At 59.2% G+C, this 19524-nt stretch carries 18 protein-coding genes; 13 read left to right on the top strand and 5 right to left on the bottom strand.

The window, feature by feature from the left end:
* Nucleotides 1-15 precede the first annotated feature (15 nt).
* From AC0V6V_RS00665 to AC0V6V_RS00645, 5 genes are all read right to left on the bottom strand, one after another.
* The gene (locus AC0V6V_RS00665; protein ID WP_486163567.1) at nt 16-834 is read right to left on the bottom strand and encodes an ImuA family protein; all 819 of its coding nucleotides are present in this window, start codon (nt 832-834) and stop codon (nt 16-18) included.
* A gap of 288 nt (nt 835-1122) precedes the next feature.
* The gene (locus AC0V6V_RS00660; protein ID WP_486163566.1) at nt 1123-1560 is read right to left on the bottom strand and encodes a hypothetical protein; all 438 of its coding nucleotides are present in this window, start codon (nt 1558-1560) and stop codon (nt 1123-1125) included.
* A gap of 85 nt (nt 1561-1645) precedes the next feature.
* Entirely contained in the window at nt 1646-2398 is a 753-nt protein-coding gene (locus AC0V6V_RS00655; RefSeq protein WP_486163565.1) for an ABC transporter ATP-binding protein, read from the bottom strand.
* Nucleotides 2395-3399, bottom strand: coding sequence for a FecCD family ABC transporter permease (locus tag AC0V6V_RS00650; protein WP_486163564.1), 1005 nt, complete (start codon nt 3397-3399; stop codon nt 2395-2397). Before AC0V6V_RS00650 ends, AC0V6V_RS00655 begins: the two co-directional genes overlap by 4 nt.
* Complete coding sequence (locus AC0V6V_RS00645; RefSeq protein WP_486163563.1) at nt 3396-4298, bottom strand: ABC transporter substrate-binding protein; 903 nt, start codon at nt 4296-4298, stop codon at nt 3396-3398. The genes AC0V6V_RS00650 and AC0V6V_RS00645 overlap by 4 nt, the downstream gene beginning before the upstream one ends.
* A 184-nt stretch (nt 4299-4482) precedes the next feature.
* On the opposite strand from AC0V6V_RS00645, the gene AC0V6V_RS00640 reads away from it, so the two are divergent.
* The 13 genes from AC0V6V_RS00640 to lpdA all read left to right on the top strand — a co-directional run bounded on the left by AC0V6V_RS00640 (nt 4483) and on the right by lpdA (nt 19508).
* Nucleotides 4483-5709, top strand: a complete 1227-nt coding sequence (locus AC0V6V_RS00640; protein WP_486163562.1) for a cell wall hydrolase — start codon at nt 4483-4485, stop codon at nt 5707-5709.
* 198 nt (nt 5710-5907) lie between these two features.
* On the top strand, nt 5908-6246 hold the full coding sequence (locus AC0V6V_RS00635; protein WP_486163561.1) for a hypothetical protein: 339 nt from the start codon (nt 5908-5910) through the stop codon (nt 6244-6246).
* A gap of 77 nt (nt 6247-6323) precedes the next feature.
* Nucleotides 6324-8300, top strand: a complete 1977-nt coding sequence (locus AC0V6V_RS00630; RefSeq protein ID WP_486163560.1) for a putative bifunctional diguanylate cyclase/phosphodiesterase — start codon at nt 6324-6326, stop codon at nt 8298-8300.
* A gap of 366 nt (nt 8301-8666) precedes the next feature.
* Nucleotides 8667-9629 carry a malate dehydrogenase gene (gene mdh, locus AC0V6V_RS00625; RefSeq protein WP_472645001.1) on the top strand — a complete coding sequence of 321 codons (963 nt, stop codon included), beginning with the start codon at nt 8667-8669 and terminating at the stop codon, nt 9627-9629.
* A gap of 474 nt (nt 9630-10103) precedes the next feature.
* On the top strand, nt 10104-10403 hold the full coding sequence (locus tag AC0V6V_RS00620; protein WP_486163559.1) for a hypothetical protein: 300 nt from the start codon (nt 10104-10106) through the stop codon (nt 10401-10403).
* Nucleotides 10400-11560 carry a hypothetical protein gene (locus tag AC0V6V_RS00615; RefSeq protein ID WP_486163558.1) on the top strand — a complete coding sequence of 387 codons (1161 nt, stop codon included), beginning with the start codon at nt 10400-10402 and terminating at the stop codon, nt 11558-11560. Before AC0V6V_RS00620 ends, AC0V6V_RS00615 begins: the two co-directional genes overlap by 4 nt.
* The gene (locus AC0V6V_RS00610; RefSeq protein WP_486166130.1) at nt 11557-12237 is read left to right on the top strand and encodes a hypothetical protein; all 681 of its coding nucleotides are present in this window, start codon (nt 11557-11559) and stop codon (nt 12235-12237) included. The genes AC0V6V_RS00615 and AC0V6V_RS00610 overlap by 4 nt, the downstream gene beginning before the upstream one ends.
* Entirely contained in the window at nt 12234-13124 is an 891-nt protein-coding gene (sucD, locus tag AC0V6V_RS00605; protein WP_486139372.1) for a succinate--CoA ligase subunit alpha, read from the top strand. The genes AC0V6V_RS00610 and sucD overlap by 4 nt, the downstream gene beginning before the upstream one ends.
* A 59-nt stretch (nt 13125-13183) precedes the next feature.
* On the top strand, nt 13184-16015 hold the full coding sequence (locus AC0V6V_RS00600) for a 2-oxoglutarate dehydrogenase E1 component (RefSeq protein WP_486163556.1): 2832 nt from the start codon (nt 13184-13186) through the stop codon (nt 16013-16015).
* A 10-nt stretch (nt 16016-16025) separates the two neighbouring features.
* Nucleotides 16026-17255 (top strand): 2-oxoglutarate dehydrogenase complex dihydrolipoyllysine-residue succinyltransferase, encoded by a 1230-nt coding sequence (gene odhB / locus AC0V6V_RS00595; RefSeq protein WP_486163555.1) that lies wholly within the window; start codon nt 16026-16028, stop codon nt 17253-17255.
* Between the two features lie 31 nt (nt 17256-17286).
* Nucleotides 17287-17595, top strand: a complete 309-nt coding sequence (locus AC0V6V_RS00590) for a hypothetical protein (protein WP_486163554.1) — start codon at nt 17287-17289, stop codon at nt 17593-17595.
* A 42-nt stretch (nt 17596-17637) separates the two neighbouring features.
* Nucleotides 17638-17922, top strand: a complete 285-nt coding sequence (locus AC0V6V_RS00585) for a hypothetical protein (RefSeq protein ID WP_486163553.1) — start codon at nt 17638-17640, stop codon at nt 17920-17922.
* 182 nt (nt 17923-18104) lie between these two features.
* Nucleotides 18105-19508, top strand: coding sequence for a dihydrolipoyl dehydrogenase (lpdA, locus tag AC0V6V_RS00580; RefSeq protein WP_486166129.1), 1404 nt, complete (start codon nt 18105-18107; stop codon nt 19506-19508).
* Nucleotides 19509-19524 lie beyond the last annotated feature (16 nt).

Below are 19524 nucleotides of genomic sequence, written 5' to 3'. Positions count from 1 at the left end.
AACGCAAGAGGCTGTTCAGGCGATAAGCTTGCTCCTCTCTCGCGCTGCAGCCTGTCCGACGCCAAAAACGGAAACCATAGCGCCAGAAAGCGTCTTTGATGGTTGCATGAGTTTGGGTTTGTGAGGTTTCTGGAAGCGCTTGTTGTCACGGCTCCACTCCAGGCGCCAGCTTTTGCCTGAAAGCCCCGAGCGTCTGCGTAACAAGGTCAAATCCAAGGTTGGATGACCCGGAGCATTGGCTTCGAGAGGGCTTGAAGGCGCTGATCGCACCGCCCACCGTGTGCTCGCTGTACTGGGCTGTTCGCGCGCGCCAAGACGCAGCATCAACGGCGTCACACCGCTGCGATCTGCGGTGAGCGTCAGTCGGCGACTGGCAGTTAGATCGAGAATGGCAGGCGAGCCCCAGCATTCGATTACCACCGCCCCAAAGCTGTCACAGCGTAGTGCATCGACAGCCGATCTGAGAAGCGTCGCTTCATCAGGCGCAACCAGCATGAACAAAGCCGATGGGTCTCCGCCCAATTCCACGAAACCAGCCGGACTAAAACGCCCGCCCTTGCGGGGCGCCGCCAGAGTGCGCAGCCACAAAATGGTTTTGCCTGGCTGCATTGCGCGCAATGCAAGCATTGCAGCAAAGCCAGCTGCGCTACCATTATCCTCAGCAGAAGCGGCAAAGATTTCATGCAACTGGCCACGCAAAAAACCTCCAGCAAGATAGGCATCGAGAGACGCGTGACCTGAGGCAAATCGCTCTTGGCAAGAGGCTTCATTTACATACGCAAAGTCAGCTAGCCGCCCACGTAAGCTAGACATGGATCGCTCCGAATCACACATATGTTCTTATTTTGTTCCATTCACATTGAATGTCAACTTATAGACTGCGTTTCAGTCTGCCTTGAGGGATCTCTCGCACTGCTGAGATTAGGAGCATCTGACAGTTACAGGCTCAGAGTGCTTCCCGCCAAACTCCATCAATGAAGCATGAACGAAATGCCCAACTTGCACTTTCTGACCGTACAGACGGACTGTCCGCTCCCACCCCCAAAGACGGTCATTTCGCAGCTGCGATGAGTTACCCGAAACCAGGCACGCAAGCCAAGTTGGCTGTAATCAGCAGCGTGCTTAGGAGGGTGGCGGGAACTGATATCCCTTGCGCACGGTGCCGCTAAGGCCTGTGCTAAGGATCGGGATGTGCAGTTTTTTGCCATCGCGGTCGGTCTTTTGCAGGATACCGAGGACGTAGCCCTCTGCGCCGTCTTCGATATTGACCGAATGGCACGAGGTGACGTGGGCCGGGATTGCGAGCTTTTGCCCCTTCATTTTTCCTTCTGTCACTTCCACGACGTAGAAATTGGGCCATAACCGATCTTGCCGCCCCGTGCGCTCACCGGAATAGCGGATTTTGAAGGCATCGCCCTTGGCCCCGTCGTTTTTATCCGGCTTCTCCGCCATTACTGGATAGACAACCGATTCAAATTGCGGCCCTTGGCACGCATAGGCAGGAGTGGCTGCAGCGGCCAAAACCGCCGCGACGCAACATGCAATTGGAAAACTCTTCATAACCACTCCCCAGCATAATGCTCTGATGATCGGTTTGCTAAAGACCCTTTGCTGACAGGGGCTTGAACCGGTTTGCAGATGAGGTTCAGACCGTGATGAGCGCCCTCGCCCCGGGCTCGCCGATCCACTTGGTTTCAACGCCCCAGCTTTTGGCGATGGCTTCACTGGTCAGCGCATCTTCCGGCGCGCCATCGGCGACGAGCCGCCCCTGATCGAGCACCAGCACGCGGCCCGCATGGTTCATCGCAAGGGCCAGATCATGCACGACCAGCACCACGCCTTTGCCCGCCGCCGCGGCGCTCCTGAAATGATGGATAAGCGCGGTTTGATGCGCCAGATCGAGCGCCGCCAAGGGCTCATCTGCCAGGATCCATTGCGGCTCTCCAGCAAGCACTCTGGCGAGCAAGACACGCGCCTGTTCACCGCCAGACAATTTGCTGGCCGGGCGGCGGCGCAGACCGCTTAGCGCGAGCGCTTCGATAGCTCGCTCGATGGCGTCCTCTCCGCGCTGGCAGCCCACGTCACCGCGCGGCATACGGCCTAGTGCAACGATGTTCTCCACCGCAACATCCCAAGCGATTTCAGCGGATTGCGGGAGATAGCCGATAGCTTTTGCGCGGTCTTTCGGATGCAGCGCGGCTATATCGTGTTTGTCGAGCGAGACCCCGCCAGCCACCGCAGGCAGCAATCCGGCGAGCGTCAGTATCAGGCTCGACTTGCCCGCCCCATTCGGCCCGCAAATCGCGGTAATCTGGCCCGGCAGCAAGGTCGCGGCGATATCGTCGAGCACAAGCGCGCCCGCACGGGTGACGGAGAGATCATGCGCCTGCAAAATCATAGCATCCCCCGGCGCATTTTCAGCAGCAACCACAGGAAGAACGGCGCGCCGATCAGCGAAAGCGCGATGCCCAGGCGCAGCTCGGTGATCAGCGGTAGGACGCGCACTGCGCTATCCGCGACCAGCACCAACAGCGCTCCGGCGAGTGCACTCGGCAAAATCACGCTGGAGGGCATGCGGTCTGTCATTGGCCGCACCAGATGCGGCACGATCAGCCCGACAAATCCAATTATCCCGGCGACGGCGACTCCTGCCCCGACGGTGAGCGCCACGCCGACGACAAGCAGGCGCAATAGCATTCGCGGGTCGACACCCATGCTCCACGCGGCATCCTCACCCAAAGTCAGCGCATCGAGCGAGCGCGCGGCGGCGGACAGCACGATCAGGCCGACCGCAATCAGCGGGGCCGCGATCATCACCTCACGCCACGACCGGTCGGTGAGCGCTCCGTTAAGCCACAGCACAATCTCTGACAGGGCAAAGGGATTGGGCGCAAGCGTGATAGCGAGCGCCGTCACAGCGCCAGCAAGGCTTGCGATCATTAGGCCTGCGAGCGTGAACAGCGCTAGCCCCCCGCCTCGCCCCGATGGCGTCCTGCCGGCGATTAGCGCAAGCAAAGCCATGCCCGCGCCCGCTCCGATCAGCGCAAAGACGGGAAGTGTCCATGACGCCAATGCGCCGGGCAGCACCGCCCCAAACCAAAAGCTCGCAACCGCACCAAGCGCGGCCATCGGCGCAATGCCAAACAGGCCGGGATCGGCGAGGGGATTGCGCAAATAGCCCTGCATCGCCGCGCCCGCAGCGCCCAAACCCGCACCAATCGCAATCGCCAGCAGCCCGCGCGGCAGGCGCAGCTCCATCAGGATCAGCGCGGCGTTGCTGCCCGTCTCTGTGACTGCGAACGGATCAATCCACACCCGCCCGGCCAGCAGCGATAGCGGCAAGGCCAGCACCAACAACCCGCCAAAGATCAAGGATGCCCGGTGCGCCGCGATGTTCACTGATAGGCCTTGCTGGGTAGGTTTTCGCGGATTTCACTAAGGCGCTCAGCGGCACGGATGATCGTCGGTCCGGCGCAATAAAGCAGCTTTGGATCAAAGGCTTCTACCTGAGTGCTGGCAAGCTCTTTCAGCAAGGGATGTGTCTGCCCAGCGCTGTTGCCTGAGACCAAAACCAGCTCCGGCGGATCGGACAGCAGGCCTTCCAATGAGACATAATCGGCTTGGCCAAAACCCTGCGCGGCACTGTGATTGGAAAAGCCAGTTTCGCGCATCAGATGGCTGACCAAAGTGGCCTCACCGGGCACGATTTGGCCCGGCTGCCACAGAACCGCAGAGGCTGTTTGAAAACCGGTCGGCGGCGCAGCGTCAGCCAGCGCACGCTTGATTTTTGCGATCAGCTCTTCCCCGCGCTGGGGATGCCCGGCGAGTTCAGCGAGCCGCGTGATCTGCGCAAAGCTCTGCTTCGGGTCTGAGGCGATGCCAAACGCCTCTATCGGAAACCCAAGATCCGTGAGGGCATTACGGCTCGGCGGCGCAATAAACTCACTCGCCAGCACCATATCGGGATTAAGCGCAGCGACTTCCTCCACCGTCCCGCCGGTTACCGCAAACTCGCTCGCGCGGGCCGGATCGATGGAGCTGGAGTTTGGATCGCGGCTGTAATGCGACAGCGCCAGAATTTGCTCCGGGTCAGCAACCTCGATCAGGATCGCATCGACACATGGGTTTAGGCTTACAAAAGAAGGGTTTGCGCTCGCCAGTTCGGGCATATTCGGCGGGCCGCTTGAGCCATTATCCGAGGGGGTCTCAGGCGCGCTGCAGGCGGCAGCAAGGGCGAGCAATGCCGCTGCTGACCAAGCCTTTCCAGCGGTCACAAAGACCTGCGCATTCCCACCCAAAATTCTGATCCCTATCCCTCTTTTGCAATGGGATAGGCGGCTCTACGCATGGCTGCAAGATGCGCGGGAAACTCCATCCCAAACCGGGGGTTAATCCGGGTTAACAATGTGTTCGGTTTCGGGACGGTGGATTTCCTCATATCGCTAATTCGCGGCGCGCACCCTAAATCCGGCGGTGCGCATCATGTGGACCTTTTCCAAAACTTCTGAGCGGCAAAAGCCGATTTGCCTGCCGGACCGTTCCGGCGGTGAGCCGCCCTTGCCGGCGCCCAAATTGCCGATGAAACGCCGCCTGATGGTGCTGATCGCCGCGATTGCTGTGCCGGCCATGGCGGCCCCCGGCGATTTCGGTGCGATTGCGGGCGACGCACCAAGCGACGGCAGCAACGCGCCCTACATCGCCTATGAAAATGTGCCGGTGATGCCGTTCGAAACGCCCGGCGGCAGCTTCCCCGGTTCTGCGTTCTATTATCTCGCCGATCCGCCCAGTGAGGCATTGGTCGCCCTGCCCAGCACCGATCCGCTCGACACAAGCGCGGATGGCCGTGAACTCGGCGAGCTGATCAATGTCGGCCCCGCCGCCAGCCCATTTGCGAGCTTCGCGGGCGGCGCCAGCCAATCGCGGGCTCAAACCTGCCTTGCACAAGCCATCTATTACGAGGCAGCCAGCGAGAGCGAAGCCGGCCAACGCGCGGTCGCGCAGGTGGTTCTAAACCGCGTGGCCCACACCAGCTGGCCCGCCAGCGTCTGCGGCGTCGTGTTCGAAGGTTCCCAGCGTTCGACCGGCTGCCAATTCTCGTTCACCTGCGATGGCAGCATGCGCCGCACGCCGAGCGCCAACGGCATGGCCCGCGCCCGCCGGATCGCATCAGAGGCGCTTTCTGGCAGCGTCTATGCCCCGATTGGCCACGCAACCCATTATCACACACTTTGGGTCAATCCGTATTGGGCCAGCTCGCTCGATCACATTGGAACAATCGGCGCGCACCGCTTCTACAAAAACCGCGGAAGTGCAGGAAAGAAAAGCGCTTTCACCCAAAGCTACGCTGGCTATGAGCCGGGCGTGAGCGCCTCCGGAGCAGCTGCTAGCGCGCCAACCGCCGCCCCGCGCATTGAGCCAGCGGCCGTGAGCGCCGTGCCCGCATCACGCGGAGAAACACGCGCGACCTTCACGCCGGGCCGTGCGGCTAACGCTGCTGCGAACCGCAAGCCATCCACGCCAGACGCGGATTTGGCGGATCAGAACCTGCGCGGCGCAGGCCAGGTGAAAGCGCCCTATTCAAACGCTGGCAAATGGAAAGACAGCGCGGGCGCTGCGCTGGCCGCGCAAGAGGCGGATCGGTTGGCCGCAGAGCGTATGGGTATTTCGCCAGACGCCATTGAAGCCGCGCCGAAAACCCCGGGTAAGTAACGGCCCCCGCGCTGGAAAATGTGCGCTGCTAAGCTGCGCAATTTCATTTCACCTATGCGCAAGTTAACACGCCGGAAACCTTACCTTCACACGCAGATTTAGCGCCTTCGCTTCTAGAGCAGTCCTCGTGATCAAGCTTGAAGCGCGCCGGGATAGACAGCGCGCCCACAAGTGCCAAACAGGACGGAAATTGCCCGAATGACCATTCATTTCGCCGCAGCACGCACCCCCAATTGTTCGCCCGTTGCCCGCGCTTTGGCGCGCAGCGAGCGCACAGCTGCGCCAGCCAATGACAACGGAAATCAAGCTCCGGGTGAAGAGGTTTTCAAGGCCTCGCTGCGACATTTTGCCGAGCACGGTCTGGGCGCTGCGCGCGCTGCACGGGCCCAAGCGCAACAGGCATTCTTCGCTGGTGATCGCCAGGCCTACGACTGGTGGCTCAGCATTACCCGCACACTGGATCGCCGCCTCGCGGCGGAGCTCGACCAGCAAGATAGCGAGACACAGGGCGCTTCAGAGCTCAATCCCGTCGCTTAAAGTGCTGATTTTTAATGAGCATTTTTGGTAAGTAGAGTGTTAACCTTGCCTTGACCAATTGGGGTTATCCCATACACATGTCAGGCAAAGCCAGCCCTCTTTCCAAAATCCGTGCAGCCATGCGCGTGCAGGAAAGCTCGGACACTCTGTCTGAGCGCGTTCGGCGAACGCTGGTCAAGACGCTCTACACTCAGCCTGGCAGCCTCGCGATCGGTGCCATTAATGGCATTGGCTGTACCGCCGTGGCAGCATGGGTGGCCGATCTCAAAATCCTCTACGTCGGTTGCGTCATCCTGAGCGTCATCGCGATTGCCCGGGTTGTAGCGGCGCTTGGTCTATCCGCTGACCAGGAGAACACCAGCACGAGCAGCCTCGAGCTGATCTACGAGATTGGTGCCTTCAGCTACGCGTTCACTATTGGCTTGATCGCAGCCCTAACGATCTGGTTTCAAGCCAGCGCTGAGGTCCAAGTTCTGATGGTGGCCAATGCCTTGTGTTACGGGGTGGGCATTTGCGCCCGAAACGCGGGCAGACCGACCATCGCCCTGGGCCAATTAACGCTGGTGTGCGCGCCGATAATGGCCGTGTCGCTATATGCGAGCACCCTCGCCTTCATCGCCCTGTTCATCAACATCTGCTTGCTGATCCCGGCGATGATGTCGATCACGTTCAACGTCTTTAAGGTCTTGCGGGATTCCATCGCTTCGGCTGAGACCAGCGCCAAGCTCGCTAAAAAGATGCAAATTCTCGCCCGCACTGACGTGGTAACAGGTCTCGCCAACCGCGCAGGTCTCAACCACTCGATGGTCGAAACCATGATGACGGTGAATGAGGACACCCGGCTTGCCCTGTTCTGGATTGACCTCGATCGCTTTAAAGAAGTGAACGACCTGCTTGGCCACCCTATCGGTGACCGGGTTTTGACCGAAGTTGCCAGCCGCTTGCGTGAAGTGTCGCCTGATCTGGCCACAGTATCGCGCTTTGGCGGGGACGAATTCATTGTTTTCTGCCCGGTTGAAAACCGATTGGATTCTGAGCGGCTTGCCAGCGAAATCCACGCAGAAATCATGCGCCCTGTGCGCATAGATGGCGACCGCCTCGAAGTGCGCGCCTCGGTTGGTGTCGCTCTGCTGCCAGACGATGGAGCAGATGCTGACAGCCTCATGCAATGCGCTGACTTGGCGCTGTACCATGCGAAAGTTGGCGGCCGCTCTCAGACAAAATTCTTTGACCAATCCATGACCCGCGACCTTGTTCGCCGGCGCGAGATTGAAGACGAGCTTCGCACCGCGCTGCAACGCGACGAACTGTCGATTTTCTACCAGCCGATCATTGATCTGGAGACGGGCAAGATACGCGCATTTGAGGCGCTGATCCGGTGGTTCCACCCGGAAAAGGGCGAGCTTCGCCCCGACGAGTTCATCCCAGTGGCCGAAGAAACCGGGGTTATTGTCACCCTGGGCAATTGGATCACCGCGCAGGCCGCGCGCACCGCCGCGCAGTGGCCAGAAGACATCTCTCTCGCGGTCAACCTGTCGCCCCTACAGATCCGCGCGCCCGGCGCCGCCCTCGCCATCCGTAATGCTCTGCGCGAAGCAGGCCTTGATCCTTCACGCCTAGAACTGGAAGTGACCGAGAGCCTGTTTATCGAAGACAACCACGCAACCGGCAATTTCATTCAGGAATTGTCTGCGCTTGGTGTGCGCTTTGCTCTGGATGATTTCGGCACGGGCTATTCCTCGCTCGGCTATATCAACACCTTCCCGTTCAAGAAGATTAAGGTTGATCGCAGCTTCGTCTCTGGCCCCAATGTGGGCCGCCGCAGTGATGCGATTATCCGGGCAGTGGCGGAAATGGGTTCAACCCTGGGAATGGACATTGTGGCGGAGGGCCTCGAGACCATTGAACAGGTCCAGGCAGTGCGCGCTGCCGGATGTAATCTGGGCCAAGGCTTCTATTTCAGCCGCGCCGTGCCCGACTATCTTGCCGCAATGTTGCTGGAGCAAGAGCGCGAAGGCGAAACGCCATTCCCGGGCAAGAGCATCACCGGCTAGCCCGCCGTGCGAACGCTGCGCAGAATTGGGGTTGTTCGCCAAGCCCCTACCCTGAGAGACAGCTGATCGGCCAGCGACTGGCGCTGTGATTTCAATGCCAACGCTCTTCGAACTAACAGTGCATCACGCAATGGCCGATAGAAGAGCTTCAAACGACTTGAAATCGGTGCGCTATTGCAACTGCGAACTATTTGCGAAAATAGTTGCGACATCAAGGCCTTTGTCGGTTGCAATCCCCTACCCGCAGGCTTAATCCGTTTCGCGAAACGCAGATGTATCAGCTGCTCGGGACGGTCGCTGCGCATCACACATGCAACACCTTAGCTTTCGTCCCGCCGGTATCTAAAGAAGGGTTTTTGCAAAAACATGGCACGCAACAAGATCGCACTCGTCGGCGCTGGAATGATTGGCGGCACTCTCGCCCACCTCGCAGCGATGAAAGAAATGGGCGACGTCGTCCTGTTCGACATTGCTGAGGGCATGCCCGCGGGTAAGGCGCTCGACCTGTCGCAATCCGGCCCGGTTGAGGGTTTTGATGCGAACCTCAAAGGCACCACTGATTACGCCGATATCGCGGGCAGCGATGTTGTGATCGTGACCGCTGGCGTCCCGCGCAAGCCTGGGATGAGCCGCGATGATCTGCTCGGCATCAACCTCAAGGTGATGAAAGCCGTTGGCGAAGGCATCAAGGCCAATTGCCCGAACGCATTCGTGATTTGCATCACCAACCCGCTTGATGCGATGGTTTGGGCGCTGCGTGAATTTTCTGGCCTGCCGCACAACAAGGTCGTCGGCATGGCAGGCGTACTCGACAGCGCGCGCTTCCGTCACTTCCTCGCCGACGAATTTGATGTGTCGATGGAAGATGTAACCGCATTCGTGCTGGGCGGCCACGGCGACACCATGGTTCCGATCCTCGAATATTCGACCGTTGCAGGCATTCCTGTGCCAGACCTCATCAAAATGGGCTGGTCCACGCAAGAGAAGATGGACGCCATCGTCGATCGCACCCGCAAGGGCGGCGGTGAAATCGTTGGCTTGCTCGGCAATGGCTCAGCCTATTACGCCCCGGCGACCAGCGCGATCCAAATGGCGGAAGCCTACCTCAAGGATAAGAAGCGCGTCCTGCCATGCGCCGCCTATCTCGAAGGGCAATACGGTGTGGACGGCCTGTATGTCGGCGTTCCGATTGTTATCGGCGCTAACGGCGTTGAGAAGATCGTTGAGATCGAACTCGACGAAACCGCGAAAGCTGGCTTCCAAGTGAGCGTAGATGCAGTCGAAGAACTGCTTGATGCGTGTAAGGGCCTGGACAGCTCGCTGAGCTAATGAAGTCCGCGCGCCACAACCTAAAGAAAGGCTTGTTCTTTATAGGGTTTTGGAACCTATTGCCGTTTGGCTTCAATTTTTACGCGGGATCTTCAGGAAACGGTTTCTTATATTTCTTCGCGTGCCTTTGGGTAATAGCAACCGTCTTTCTGGGTTACATGGTAATCGGCATGGGGCTTGCGTCTGGAGCACAAGGACAGTCACGTATCATTTGCTTGTATATGGGGGCATCACCATTGATAGCCGCTCTCCTCGGTTTCAGCTTTGGACTTGTGCACCACTAGGTCATTGACCACACTCTGTTTCTCTTGAGGATCGACACGCATGAACATCAACAAAAACAAAGACATCAAGGTGGCCTGATTCACCCATGCACCAAGATCTCTTCTCGATGATTGCTCCATTGGCGACCGCTGCGGCGGTGTGTGGCGCCGCGCGCGTGGCATTGGGCGTAAATAAAGGAGAGCAGGCGTGATGGACTTCGACGACTTGGGGATCACCTTGTTCATGCTCGGCTTTGCCGCTGCGCCGATCGTGCTCGGGCTGGTCATTCTGCGTTCTATGAATGCGAAGTCGGCCTTGATTGCGATCGCTGCGGTGCTCGTTCTCTCGATGGCCGGTCTGGCCGTCGTTGGTTTGGGCCCGCACGCGTTCATCCTCATTCCGCTCGTCCCAATGTGGGCTGGGTGCATTGTCAGCATGATCATCTCCGCCATCGTGCTCATTCGCGCGCGGATGAAGGCCAATTCCGCAGAGGCGAGCGAAACCCCATGAAGCTCGCCCTTCTCCCCTTGATAGCTCTCGCAGCGGCCGCACCAGCGGTTGCGCATCTCGGCCATGTGGACACCGCGCCGACCGACGATGCCTATCCAATCGTGGCGGTTGTATCCGGCGTTCAATCGGCTTGCGGCAATCTGGTGTCCTGGCAACAAACGACCGAGGCTCTTTCCGGCGCTGGGTTTACCCCGGTTGAGCTGTCGCAAGACGCACTGTTGGCGCAGGTTGTAGACCGCAATGACGGCTTCGACGTGCCGCTTGAGAACCGCAAGACCGCCTATTTCAAGGGCGAGCTTGGCGGCGAGTCAGTGCGGATCGAAGCAGTTGAAGGCACACATTTGTCAGGCAAACGCTATGCCTATTGCCGCTTGCACGACATTGGCGAAACACGCGAGTTTTCGACAAGCGCGCTGAGTGCGTTCAAAGGACGCCCGGCCGACAATGTGGGCGCGCCCAAAAGCAGCGCCTCAGCTTGGAGAGACAAAAGCGGCGGGATCAGCACCGGTCTCGCGGCACGGCTGTTCCCTGCCGTAACAGAAGGCGCTCAGCAATCGCCATCCGTGCTTCGAGTAGATATCACAAGGTTTGCCGCAGTCGAGGTTGCTGCCACTGACACCTCATACCCGGCGCTCGAAGTGCTCAATGCCTTTCGCGAGGGATGCGGTTCGGTTGAAAACCAAGCAGCAACCGCTGCCTCGCTAACCGCAGCGGATTGGCAAGAAGGCTCTGCATTTGCACCCACGCAGCTTGTTATGTTTCTCGTCTTCGCTCAGGAAACTGGCGGGGCGGCAGTCACCGAAGCTGGCGGCACAATGAGCGACATGCAGGTCTTTAAAAAGACTGTCGCTGGCGAAGAGCTTTACGTAGTCCTCTCCGAAGTTAGGATCGACGGCACACGCGTTAGCGCCTGCCGCCTGTTCGATCTTGGCGAAACTCGCGCGATCCCGCCGGAGGCAGTAGCGGAATGGCTGGACCGCGAGCCTATCAAAGCGATTGATCAAGACGGCGTTCAAATCACCGATTGGGAGCCGGGCACGCAAGCTGCCCATGACAGCTTCCAAGTGTTCTTCATTCCGCCAGGCAGCCAATTGGCGGACATTTTCAAATTCGATGGCGTAGCCCTCAAATCAGATACCGTAGGAGCGGTGGAATGATGCGGTTCGCCCCCCTCGTCTTGCTCGCCGCAATTGCTGCACCTGCTGCGGCGCATGACACGACGCTCGCTTTTGTCGATGCGATGGAGACTCACCTGCTTGACTGCCCCAGCGTCAATGGCTTTAGGCCAGATGGCGATTTGCTCAGCACAGGGTGGGCGGTGCGTGATGGAGATGATGATGTTCTCACCCGGCGCGCGGCTGAATTCACATCCAAAGACCGAGTGATCGACAGCAATGTCAGCGTCTTTACAAAGACGGTGGAAGAGCTGGAGCTTATCCAGTTCATGGCTGTGCGAAATATCGAGGCGGAAGAAGGCGAGCCTGCCCGTTACGTCGAGGGCGAAGGCAATATCGCCGCGACAGAATTTCTCTGTGTTACGATGGTGCCTGATCTTCCCTTTATGCCATCTGGCAAATTGCTGGGCGCGGTGTTCGGCAAAGAGGTTGATTCAGGCATCGGCAACTCACCAGGTGACCATCGCGATGGCACGTGGGTTTGGGACGACATTTCGCCCACGCATGTGCGCACAATAGCACGCTACACCAATTCCTTTTCAGCCGCATCGGACCTTCCTGACGATGTATTTTATCCCGGCTTTTACATGTTGAGCTACCGCAGGTTTACTCCGGAAACCTCCCCAAAAATTCCAAACCAAGAGAGCGAGCAAGAATGAGCATTCTCGTAAACAAAGACACCAAGGTCATCACTCAAGGCATGACCGGGGACACCGGCACGTTCCACACCCAGCAGGCGCTGGATTACGGCACGCAAATGGTTGCGGGCGTCACGCCCGGCAAAGGCGGCACGACGCATATCGGCCTGCCCAATTTCAACACCGTGCGCGAGGCGAAGGCTGAAACCGGCGCAACCGCATCGTGCATCTATGTGCCGCCGCCCTTCGCTGGTGACGCCATTTGTGAGGCGATTGACGCCGAGGTTGAGCTGATCATTGCCATCACTGAAGGCATTCCTGTGCTCGACATGGTACGGGTGAAGGCTGCGCTCGAAGGCTCCAAATCGCGCCTGATCGGCCCGAACTGCCCCGGCGTTCTGACCCCGGGTGAATGCAAGATCGGCATTATGCCGGGCAGCATCTTCCAAAAGGGCAGCGTTGGCGTGGTCTCACGCTCTGGCACGCTCACTTACGAAGCCGTGCACCAGACCACGATGGTTGGCCTGGGCCAGACCACGGCGGTCGGCATTGGCGGCGACCCGGTCAATGGCACCAACTTTATCGACGTACTCGACCTGTTCTTGGACGATGAAGAAACCAAGTCGATCATCATGATCGGCGAGATCGGCGGCAGCGCGGAAGAAGAAGCGGCCGAATTCCTCAAGGCAGAAGCCGCCAAGGGCCGCAGCAAGCCTACCGTTGGCTTTATCGCTGGCCGCACGGCGCCTCCGGGACGCCGCATGGGCCACGCCGGCGCGATTGTGTCTGGCGGCAAAGGCGGCGCGGACGACAAGATCGCCGCGATGGAAGCCGCAGGCATCCGTGTATCGCCTTCCCCATCTGAGCTGGGCACCACTTTGGATGCAATGCTCAAGGAAATGGCCTGAGCTTTACGTGAGCCCCCGCCTCGGCGGGGGCCTCCATCTCCTCCCCACGGGATAGTCCGATGAATAAAGAGACCCCAAATTTCGTCCCCGAGATGATCGATCAGGAAGGCCCGCAGCCCGGCCCTTCCTGGGGCAATGCGCGTTGGCCGCTGAGCGGCGGCGAGGATGCTGATGATCTGACGCAGGCGCTTGACCCGACGGTCATGAAGCTGGCGGTTGAAAAGGCGGCAAAGAAGGCTGGCAAGGCGCTGGATCCAGCGGCGATTGAGGAGGCGGCGAGCCTTTCGATTGCAGCCATGACTTTAGTGCGGCTTTACCGGGTGCGCGGCCATATGGCAGCGGATCTTGATCCGCTGGGCCTCTCACACCGCGATGTGCCAGCTGACCTTACGCTCGAATTCCACGGCCTTGCGGGCAAGGAAGACGCTCAGGTCTATGTCGGCGGCGTGCTCGGTCTGGAATGGACCAGCGTGCGCGATCTCTACAACACGTTGCGCGCGACCTATTGCGGCAAGGTGGGCCTGGAATACATGCACATCGCCGACACGGAAGAGCGGCGGTTCCTGCAGGACAAATTTGAAAGCCCCGGCGAGACGATCCAGTTCACGCCGGAGGGCAAGCGCGCCATCCTAGCCGCGGTGGTTCGCGGCGAGCAATATGAAGCGTTTCTCGGCAAGAAATACGTCGGCACCAAACGCTTTGGCCTAGACGGCGGCGAGAGCATGATCCCGGCCCTAGAGGCGGTGATCAAGCATGGCGGCAGTTCCGGTGTGCGCGAGATCATTTACGGGATGGCGCACCGCGGGCGCCTCAACGTGCTCGCGAACGTTATGGCTAAGCCATACAAGGTCATCTTTCACGAATTCTCCGGCGGCTCTGCCAATCCAGAAGATGTTGGCGGCTCTGGCGATGTGAAATATCACCTCGGCACCAGCACTGACCGCAGCTTTGATGGGATCGACGTGCACATGTCGCTCGTCCCCAACCCATCGCACCTCGAAACGGTCAATCCAGTTGTGCTGGGCAAGGTCCGCGCGCAGCAGGCGATCCGCGATGATCTGGACAAGAAGGATCAGGTTCTGCCCGTCCTCATCCACGGTGACGCCGCGTTCGCTGGGCAAGGCGTGGTTTGGGAAAGCCTCAGCCTGTCAGGCGTAAACGGCTATGACACGGGCGGCTGCCTACACTTTATCATCAACAACCAGATCGGCTTTACAACCTCGCCGCGCTTTGCGCGCAGCTCGCCCTATCCATCGGATGTGGCGAAGGGCGTGATGGCGCCGATCCTGCACGTAAACGGCGACGATCCAGAGGCCGTGACCTTCGCGTGTAAGCTGGCGGTGGAATATCGCCAGACCTTCAAGCGCGACGTTGTGATCGACATGTGGTGCTATCGCCGGTTCGGCCACAATGAAGGCGATGAGCCGAAGTTCACACAGCCGCTAATGTATGATGCGATCCGCACTCACCCGAAAGTCAGCGCGATTTATGCTGAGCGGTTGAGCGAGCAAGGCGTGATCGAGGCGGATACCTTAAAGCAGTTGCAGGACGAATTTGTCGCCGAGCTCGACGAGGAATTTGAAGCGTCCAAAAGCTATAAGCCGAATGAGGCGGATTGGTTCGCGGGCCGCTGGGCTGGTCTTAACAAGCCGGTTGATCCAGAATCCGCACGGCGCAACGTTGAAACCGCAATTGAGCCGAAGCAGTTCGACAGCCTTGGCCGCATCCTGACAGAAGTGCCGGACGATCTGGACATTCACAAGACCTTGGGCCGCGTGCTCAAGGCCAAAGGCGAAATGTTCAGCACCGGCGAAGGCTTTGATTGGGCCACCGCAGAGGCGCTCGCTTTTGGCAGCTTAGTAATGGGCGGATACGGTGTGCGCCTATCCGGTCAGGATTCCGGGCGCGGCACCTTTAGCCAGCGTCACGCGGTGTGGGTCGATCAAAAGACTGAGCGCAAATACATCCCGCTCACCACTCTGCCGCATGGCAAGTTCGAGGTGTATGACAGCACCTTATCCGAATATGGCGTGCTCGGGTTTGAATATGGTTTTGCCATGGCTGACCCAAAATCACTGGTCCTGTGGGAGGCGCAATTTGGCGATTTTGCCAATGGCGCGCAGATCATGATCGACCAGTATATCGTCAGCGGCGAGGCCAAGTGGCTGCGCGCTAACGGTCTCGTCATGCTGTTGCCGCATGGATATGAGGGCCAGGGTCCAGAGCACAGCTCCGCCCGGCTTGAACGCTTCCTGCAGCTCTGCGCGAACGACAATATCCAGGTCTGCAACATCACCACGCCGGCGAACTATTTCCACGTTCTGCGCCGCCAAATGCTGCGCCCATTCCGCAAGCCGATGGTGATTGTGACGCCGAAGAGCCTGCTAAGGCATCCGATGGCAAAGAGCCCGCGCGAGGAATTCCTGGGCGATCACCACTTCATGCGGATCAAGTCGGATACGACCAAGATTGACGACAAGAAGGTCAAGCGTCTGGTCCTGTGTTCCGGCAAGGTCGCCTACGACCTGATCGAAGCCCGCGACAAGGCGAAGATCAAAGATGTGTCGATCGTCCGCATTGAGCAGCTCTACCCTTTCCCTGGCGATCCACTGGCCGCGCGGCTTAAGCGGATGACAAACCTCGAAGAGGTCGTCTGGTGCCAGGAAGAGCCGAAGAACAATGGCGCCTGGCTATTCGTCGATAATCAGATCGAGGGATCGCTGAGCGCGGCCGGCCATGATGGCATGCGGCCAATCTATGCCGGGCGTGATGCATCCGCATCGCCTGCCACCGGCCTTGCCAAACGGCACGCCGAGCAGCAAGAAGCGTTGATCGCAGATGCGCTCGGCCTTTCGAATTCATCCAGTAAATCCAGCAAGAAAAAGGCCTAAGGAACCCATTATGGCCCAAGATATTACAGTCCCAGCGCTCGGCGAATCCGTCACCGAAGGCACTATTGGCGAATGGCTCAAGCAGCCCGGCGACGCGGTTGCCGCTGACGAGCCGATTGTCAGCCTAGAGACAGATAAGGTCGCCGTTGATGTGCCCTCGCCCATCGCAGGCGTCCTGACCGAGCATAAAGCCGCCGTCGGCGACACAGTCGAAGTCGGCGCGGTTCTCGCGGTGATTGATGCTGATGCTTCTGCCAGCGCCCCTGCACCCGCAGCCAAGGCAGACGCCCCGGCACCAGCAGCCAAAGCGGAAGGCTCCGACGATCTGCAGGCCGCCGCGCAAACGCTCTCACCGGCGGTGCGCCGCGCGGTGCTGGAGCACGGTGTTGATCCCTCAACCATCAAAGGCACCGGCAAAGACGGCCGCCTGACCAAGGAAGACGTGCTGGCCGCCGCGAAGGCAAAGGGCGATCCTGCACCAGCAGCCTCCCCTGCCCCGGCAGCTGCAACGTCCGCTGGCACAGCCGCGCCAAGCGCTGGCCGAAATGACGAACGCGTGAAGATGACGCGGATGCGCCAGACCATCGCGAAGCGTTTGAAAGGTGCGCAGGACACCGCTGCCTTGCTCACCACCTTCAACGATTGCGATATGAGCGCGGTCATCGAAGCGCGCAGCAAATACAAAGACCTGTTCGCCAAGAAGCACGATATCCGCCTCGGCTTCATGGGCTTCTTCGCCAAGGCCGCCTGCCTCGCACTGAAGGATGTGCCATCGGTCAATGCGTACATCGAGGGCGATGAAATCGTTTATCACGATTATGTCGACATCTCTGTCGCCGTATCCGCGCCCAATGGCCTTGTCGTTCCGGTCGTTCGCGACTGCGACAAAAAGGGCTTTGCCGGGATCGAGAAAGACATCGCCGATTTCGGCAAGCGCGCCAAGGAAGGCACGCTGACCATGGCCGATATGACCGGCGGCACCTTCACGATTTCGAATGGCGGTGTGTTTGGATCGCTGATGTCGACGCCAATCATCAACGCTCCGCAAAGCGCCGTGCTCGGCCTGCACCGGATCGAGGACCGCCCGGTCGCGATCAACGGAGAGGTTGTGATCCGCCCAATGATGTATCTCGCGCTCAGCTATGATCACCGTCTGATCGATGGCCGCGAAGCTGTGACTGCGCTGAAAATCATCAAGGAAGCGATTGAAGACCCAACCCGGATGCTGATCGACCTCTAAGTCACTCTCCATCACACGATTGGAAAAGCACATGAAGAAATTCACCACCACACTCATCTTCGGCGCATGTGCGACCGCCCTGACCGCTTGTGGCGGCGATCCAGAGCTTGAGGCGAAGATCGAAGAGCATTTCAGAACCGGTATGTATGGCTCTTGCTCGATGAATTACGTCGGCGGCAGCGTTTCTGCTGAGCAGAAAGAAGCCGTCTGCAATTGCGTTGCGGATGGCATGGTTGAGGTAACGGATCTGCCATCGGATGGCTTCGGCGAACGCGCAGAGATCGACCAAGACGAATACAAATCCATCACCAACGAATGCGAAGCCAAGGCCGGCATCTAGATCGAACGCCCTCACTGAACAAGGTTCTAGGAAGGACTAACTATGCGCATCAAGTTTGCAATCATCGCCGCCTCAGCTGTCAATCTGGCCGCTTGCGGTGGATCGCAGGAAGACAAGGAAGCGGAATTCCGCACCAACTTCGTTGAATCCTGCGTGAAGTCCGCCGTTGCGACCGGCGCGGATGAAGACACCGCCAAGACCGTGTGCGATTGCGGCGCTGGCAAAGTCATCGAAGAGGTGGGCATGGAACTCGCCCCTCTCCCTGCTAAATCACAAGAGATTATGGACGCGTGCATCGCCGAAACGGGCGTGGCCGCAGATGGCTAAGGCCAAGGAAGAAGATCATCAAGGAAGCGATCAACGATCCAATCCGGATATTGATCGATTTGTACGCAACACAAACTAATCCGTTCGGGCTGAGCCTGTCGAAGCCCTGCTCTTCACTTTTGAGCAACGGACACCAAGTGAAGGAAAATCCTTCGACAAGCTCAGGATGAGCGGAGTTATTGATGGCTGAGAATTACGACTACGATTGCCTTGTCATTGGCGCGGGACCGGGCGGCTATGTCGCCGCAATTCGCGCGGCGCAGCTGGGCCTGAAAACGGCCTGCGTTGAAAGCCGCGAGACGCTGGGCGGCACATGCCTCAACGTCGGGTGCATCCCGTCAAAAGCGCTGCTTCACGGTTCTGAGCTGTTTGAAGAGGCCGATGGTGGCCACTTCGCCAAATGGGGCATCACCGCCAAGCCAAAGCTCGATCTGGGCGTTATGATGGCGGAGAAGGACAAGGCCGTGGGCGAGCTCACCGGCGGGATCGAATTTCTGTTCAAGAAGAACAAGGTCACTTGGATCAAGGGTCACGCCGCGTTTGAAGATGCGCATTCGGTGAAAGTCGGCGACGAAACGGTCACCGCGAAAGACATCATTATCGCCACCGGCTCCTCCGTCACGCCCCTGCCCGGCGTTGAGGTCGATAATGCCGCAAAACGCATCGTCGACAGCACCGGCGCGCTCGAACTTGAAGAAGTGCCAGAGCACCTCGTCGTGATCGGCGGCGGCGTTATCGGGCTGGAGCTTGGGTCTGTCTGGCGACGCCTCGGTGCGAAGGTCACTGTGATCGAATTCCTCGACCAGCTGCTGCCCGGAATGGACGCAGATGTTCGCAAGGAAGCCGGCAAGATCTTCAAAAAGCAAGGCATGGAGCTGATGCTCAGCCACAAGGTCACCGGCGCCAAAGCAACCGCTAAGGACGTGACCCTGAGCGTAGAGAAATCCGCAGGCGGCGACGAACAAACGATCAAGGCCAGCCACGTGCTTGTCTCAATCGGACGCCGGCCCAACACCGATGGCCTGGCACTCGACAAGATCGGGATTGAAACCAACAAGCGCGGCCAGATCGAGGTCGGCCACGACTTCCGCACCGAGGTGGATGGCGTTTGGGCCATCGGCGACTGTGTCCCCGGCCCGATGCTCGCCCACAAGGCCGAGGATGAAGGCATTGCCTGCGCAGAAAACGTCGCTGGCGAGACCGGCATCATCAATCACGACGTGATCCCGGGCGTGGTCTACACCATGCCAGAATTCGCCGATGTCGGCATGACTGAGGCAGCTGCGAAAGAAGCAGGCCACACGGTCAAAGTCGGCAAGTTCCCGATGATGGCGAACAGCCGCGCAAAGGCGAACCGCGACACCGATGGCTTTGTGAAAGTTATCGCCGATGCCGAAACGGACCGCGTGCTGGGCGTGCATATCGTTGCCAGCCTAGCCGGTACGATGATCGCAGAAGTCGCGGTCGCGATGGAGTTCGGCGCAACGTCAGAAGACATCGCCTACACCTGCCACGCGCACCCGACCCACGCAGAGGCCGTCAAAGAGGCGGCAATGGCTGTGACGGGCAAGCCCATCCATATGTGAATTGTCCCGCGCAATT

Source organism: Erythrobacter sp. S249, from assembly GCF_057364975.1.
This window is presented reverse-complemented; position numbering and strand designations above follow the sequence as displayed.

Bases quoted from the DNA above. Each gene is read 5' to 3' on its own strand.
- AC0V6V_RS00665 (WP_486163567.1), bottom strand. From the start codon at position 834: ATGTGTGATTCGGAGCGATCCATGTCTAGCTTACGTGGGCGGCTAGCT.
- AC0V6V_RS00660 (WP_486163566.1), bottom strand. From the start codon at position 1,560: ATGAAGAGTTTTCCAATTGCATGTTGCGTCGCGGCGGTTTTGGCCGCT.
- AC0V6V_RS00655 (WP_486163565.1), bottom strand. From the start codon at position 2,398: ATGATTTTGCAGGCGCATGATCTCTCCGTCACCCGTGCGGGCGCGCTT.
- AC0V6V_RS00640 (WP_486163562.1), top strand. From the start codon at position 4,483: ATGTGGACCTTTTCCAAAACTTCTGAGCGGCAAAAGCCGATTTGCCTG.
- AC0V6V_RS00635 (WP_486163561.1), top strand. From the start codon at position 5,908: ATGACCATTCATTTCGCCGCAGCACGCACCCCCAATTGTTCGCCCGTT.
- AC0V6V_RS00630 (WP_486163560.1), top strand. From the start codon at position 6,324: ATGTCAGGCAAAGCCAGCCCTCTTTCCAAAATCCGTGCAGCCATGCGC.
- mdh (WP_472645001.1), top strand. From the start codon at position 8,667: ATGGCACGCAACAAGATCGCACTCGTCGGCGCTGGAATGATTGGCGGC.
- AC0V6V_RS00620 (WP_486163559.1), top strand. From the start codon at position 10,104: ATGGACTTCGACGACTTGGGGATCACCTTGTTCATGCTCGGCTTTGCC.
- AC0V6V_RS00615 (WP_486163558.1), top strand. From the start codon at position 10,400: ATGAAGCTCGCCCTTCTCCCCTTGATAGCTCTCGCAGCGGCCGCACCA.
- AC0V6V_RS00610 (WP_486166130.1), top strand. From the start codon at position 11,557: ATGATGCGGTTCGCCCCCCTCGTCTTGCTCGCCGCAATTGCTGCACCT.
- sucD (WP_486139372.1), top strand. From the start codon at position 12,234: ATGAGCATTCTCGTAAACAAAGACACCAAGGTCATCACTCAAGGCATG.
- AC0V6V_RS00600 (WP_486163556.1), top strand. From the start codon at position 13,184: ATGAATAAAGAGACCCCAAATTTCGTCCCCGAGATGATCGATCAGGAA.
- odhB (WP_486163555.1), top strand. From the start codon at position 16,026: ATGGCCCAAGATATTACAGTCCCAGCGCTCGGCGAATCCGTCACCGAA.
- AC0V6V_RS00590 (WP_486163554.1), top strand. From the start codon at position 17,287: ATGAAGAAATTCACCACCACACTCATCTTCGGCGCATGTGCGACCGCC.
- AC0V6V_RS00585 (WP_486163553.1), top strand. From the start codon at position 17,638: ATGCGCATCAAGTTTGCAATCATCGCCGCCTCAGCTGTCAATCTGGCC.
- lpdA (WP_486166129.1), top strand. From the start codon at position 18,105: ATGGCTGAGAATTACGACTACGATTGCCTTGTCATTGGCGCGGGACCG.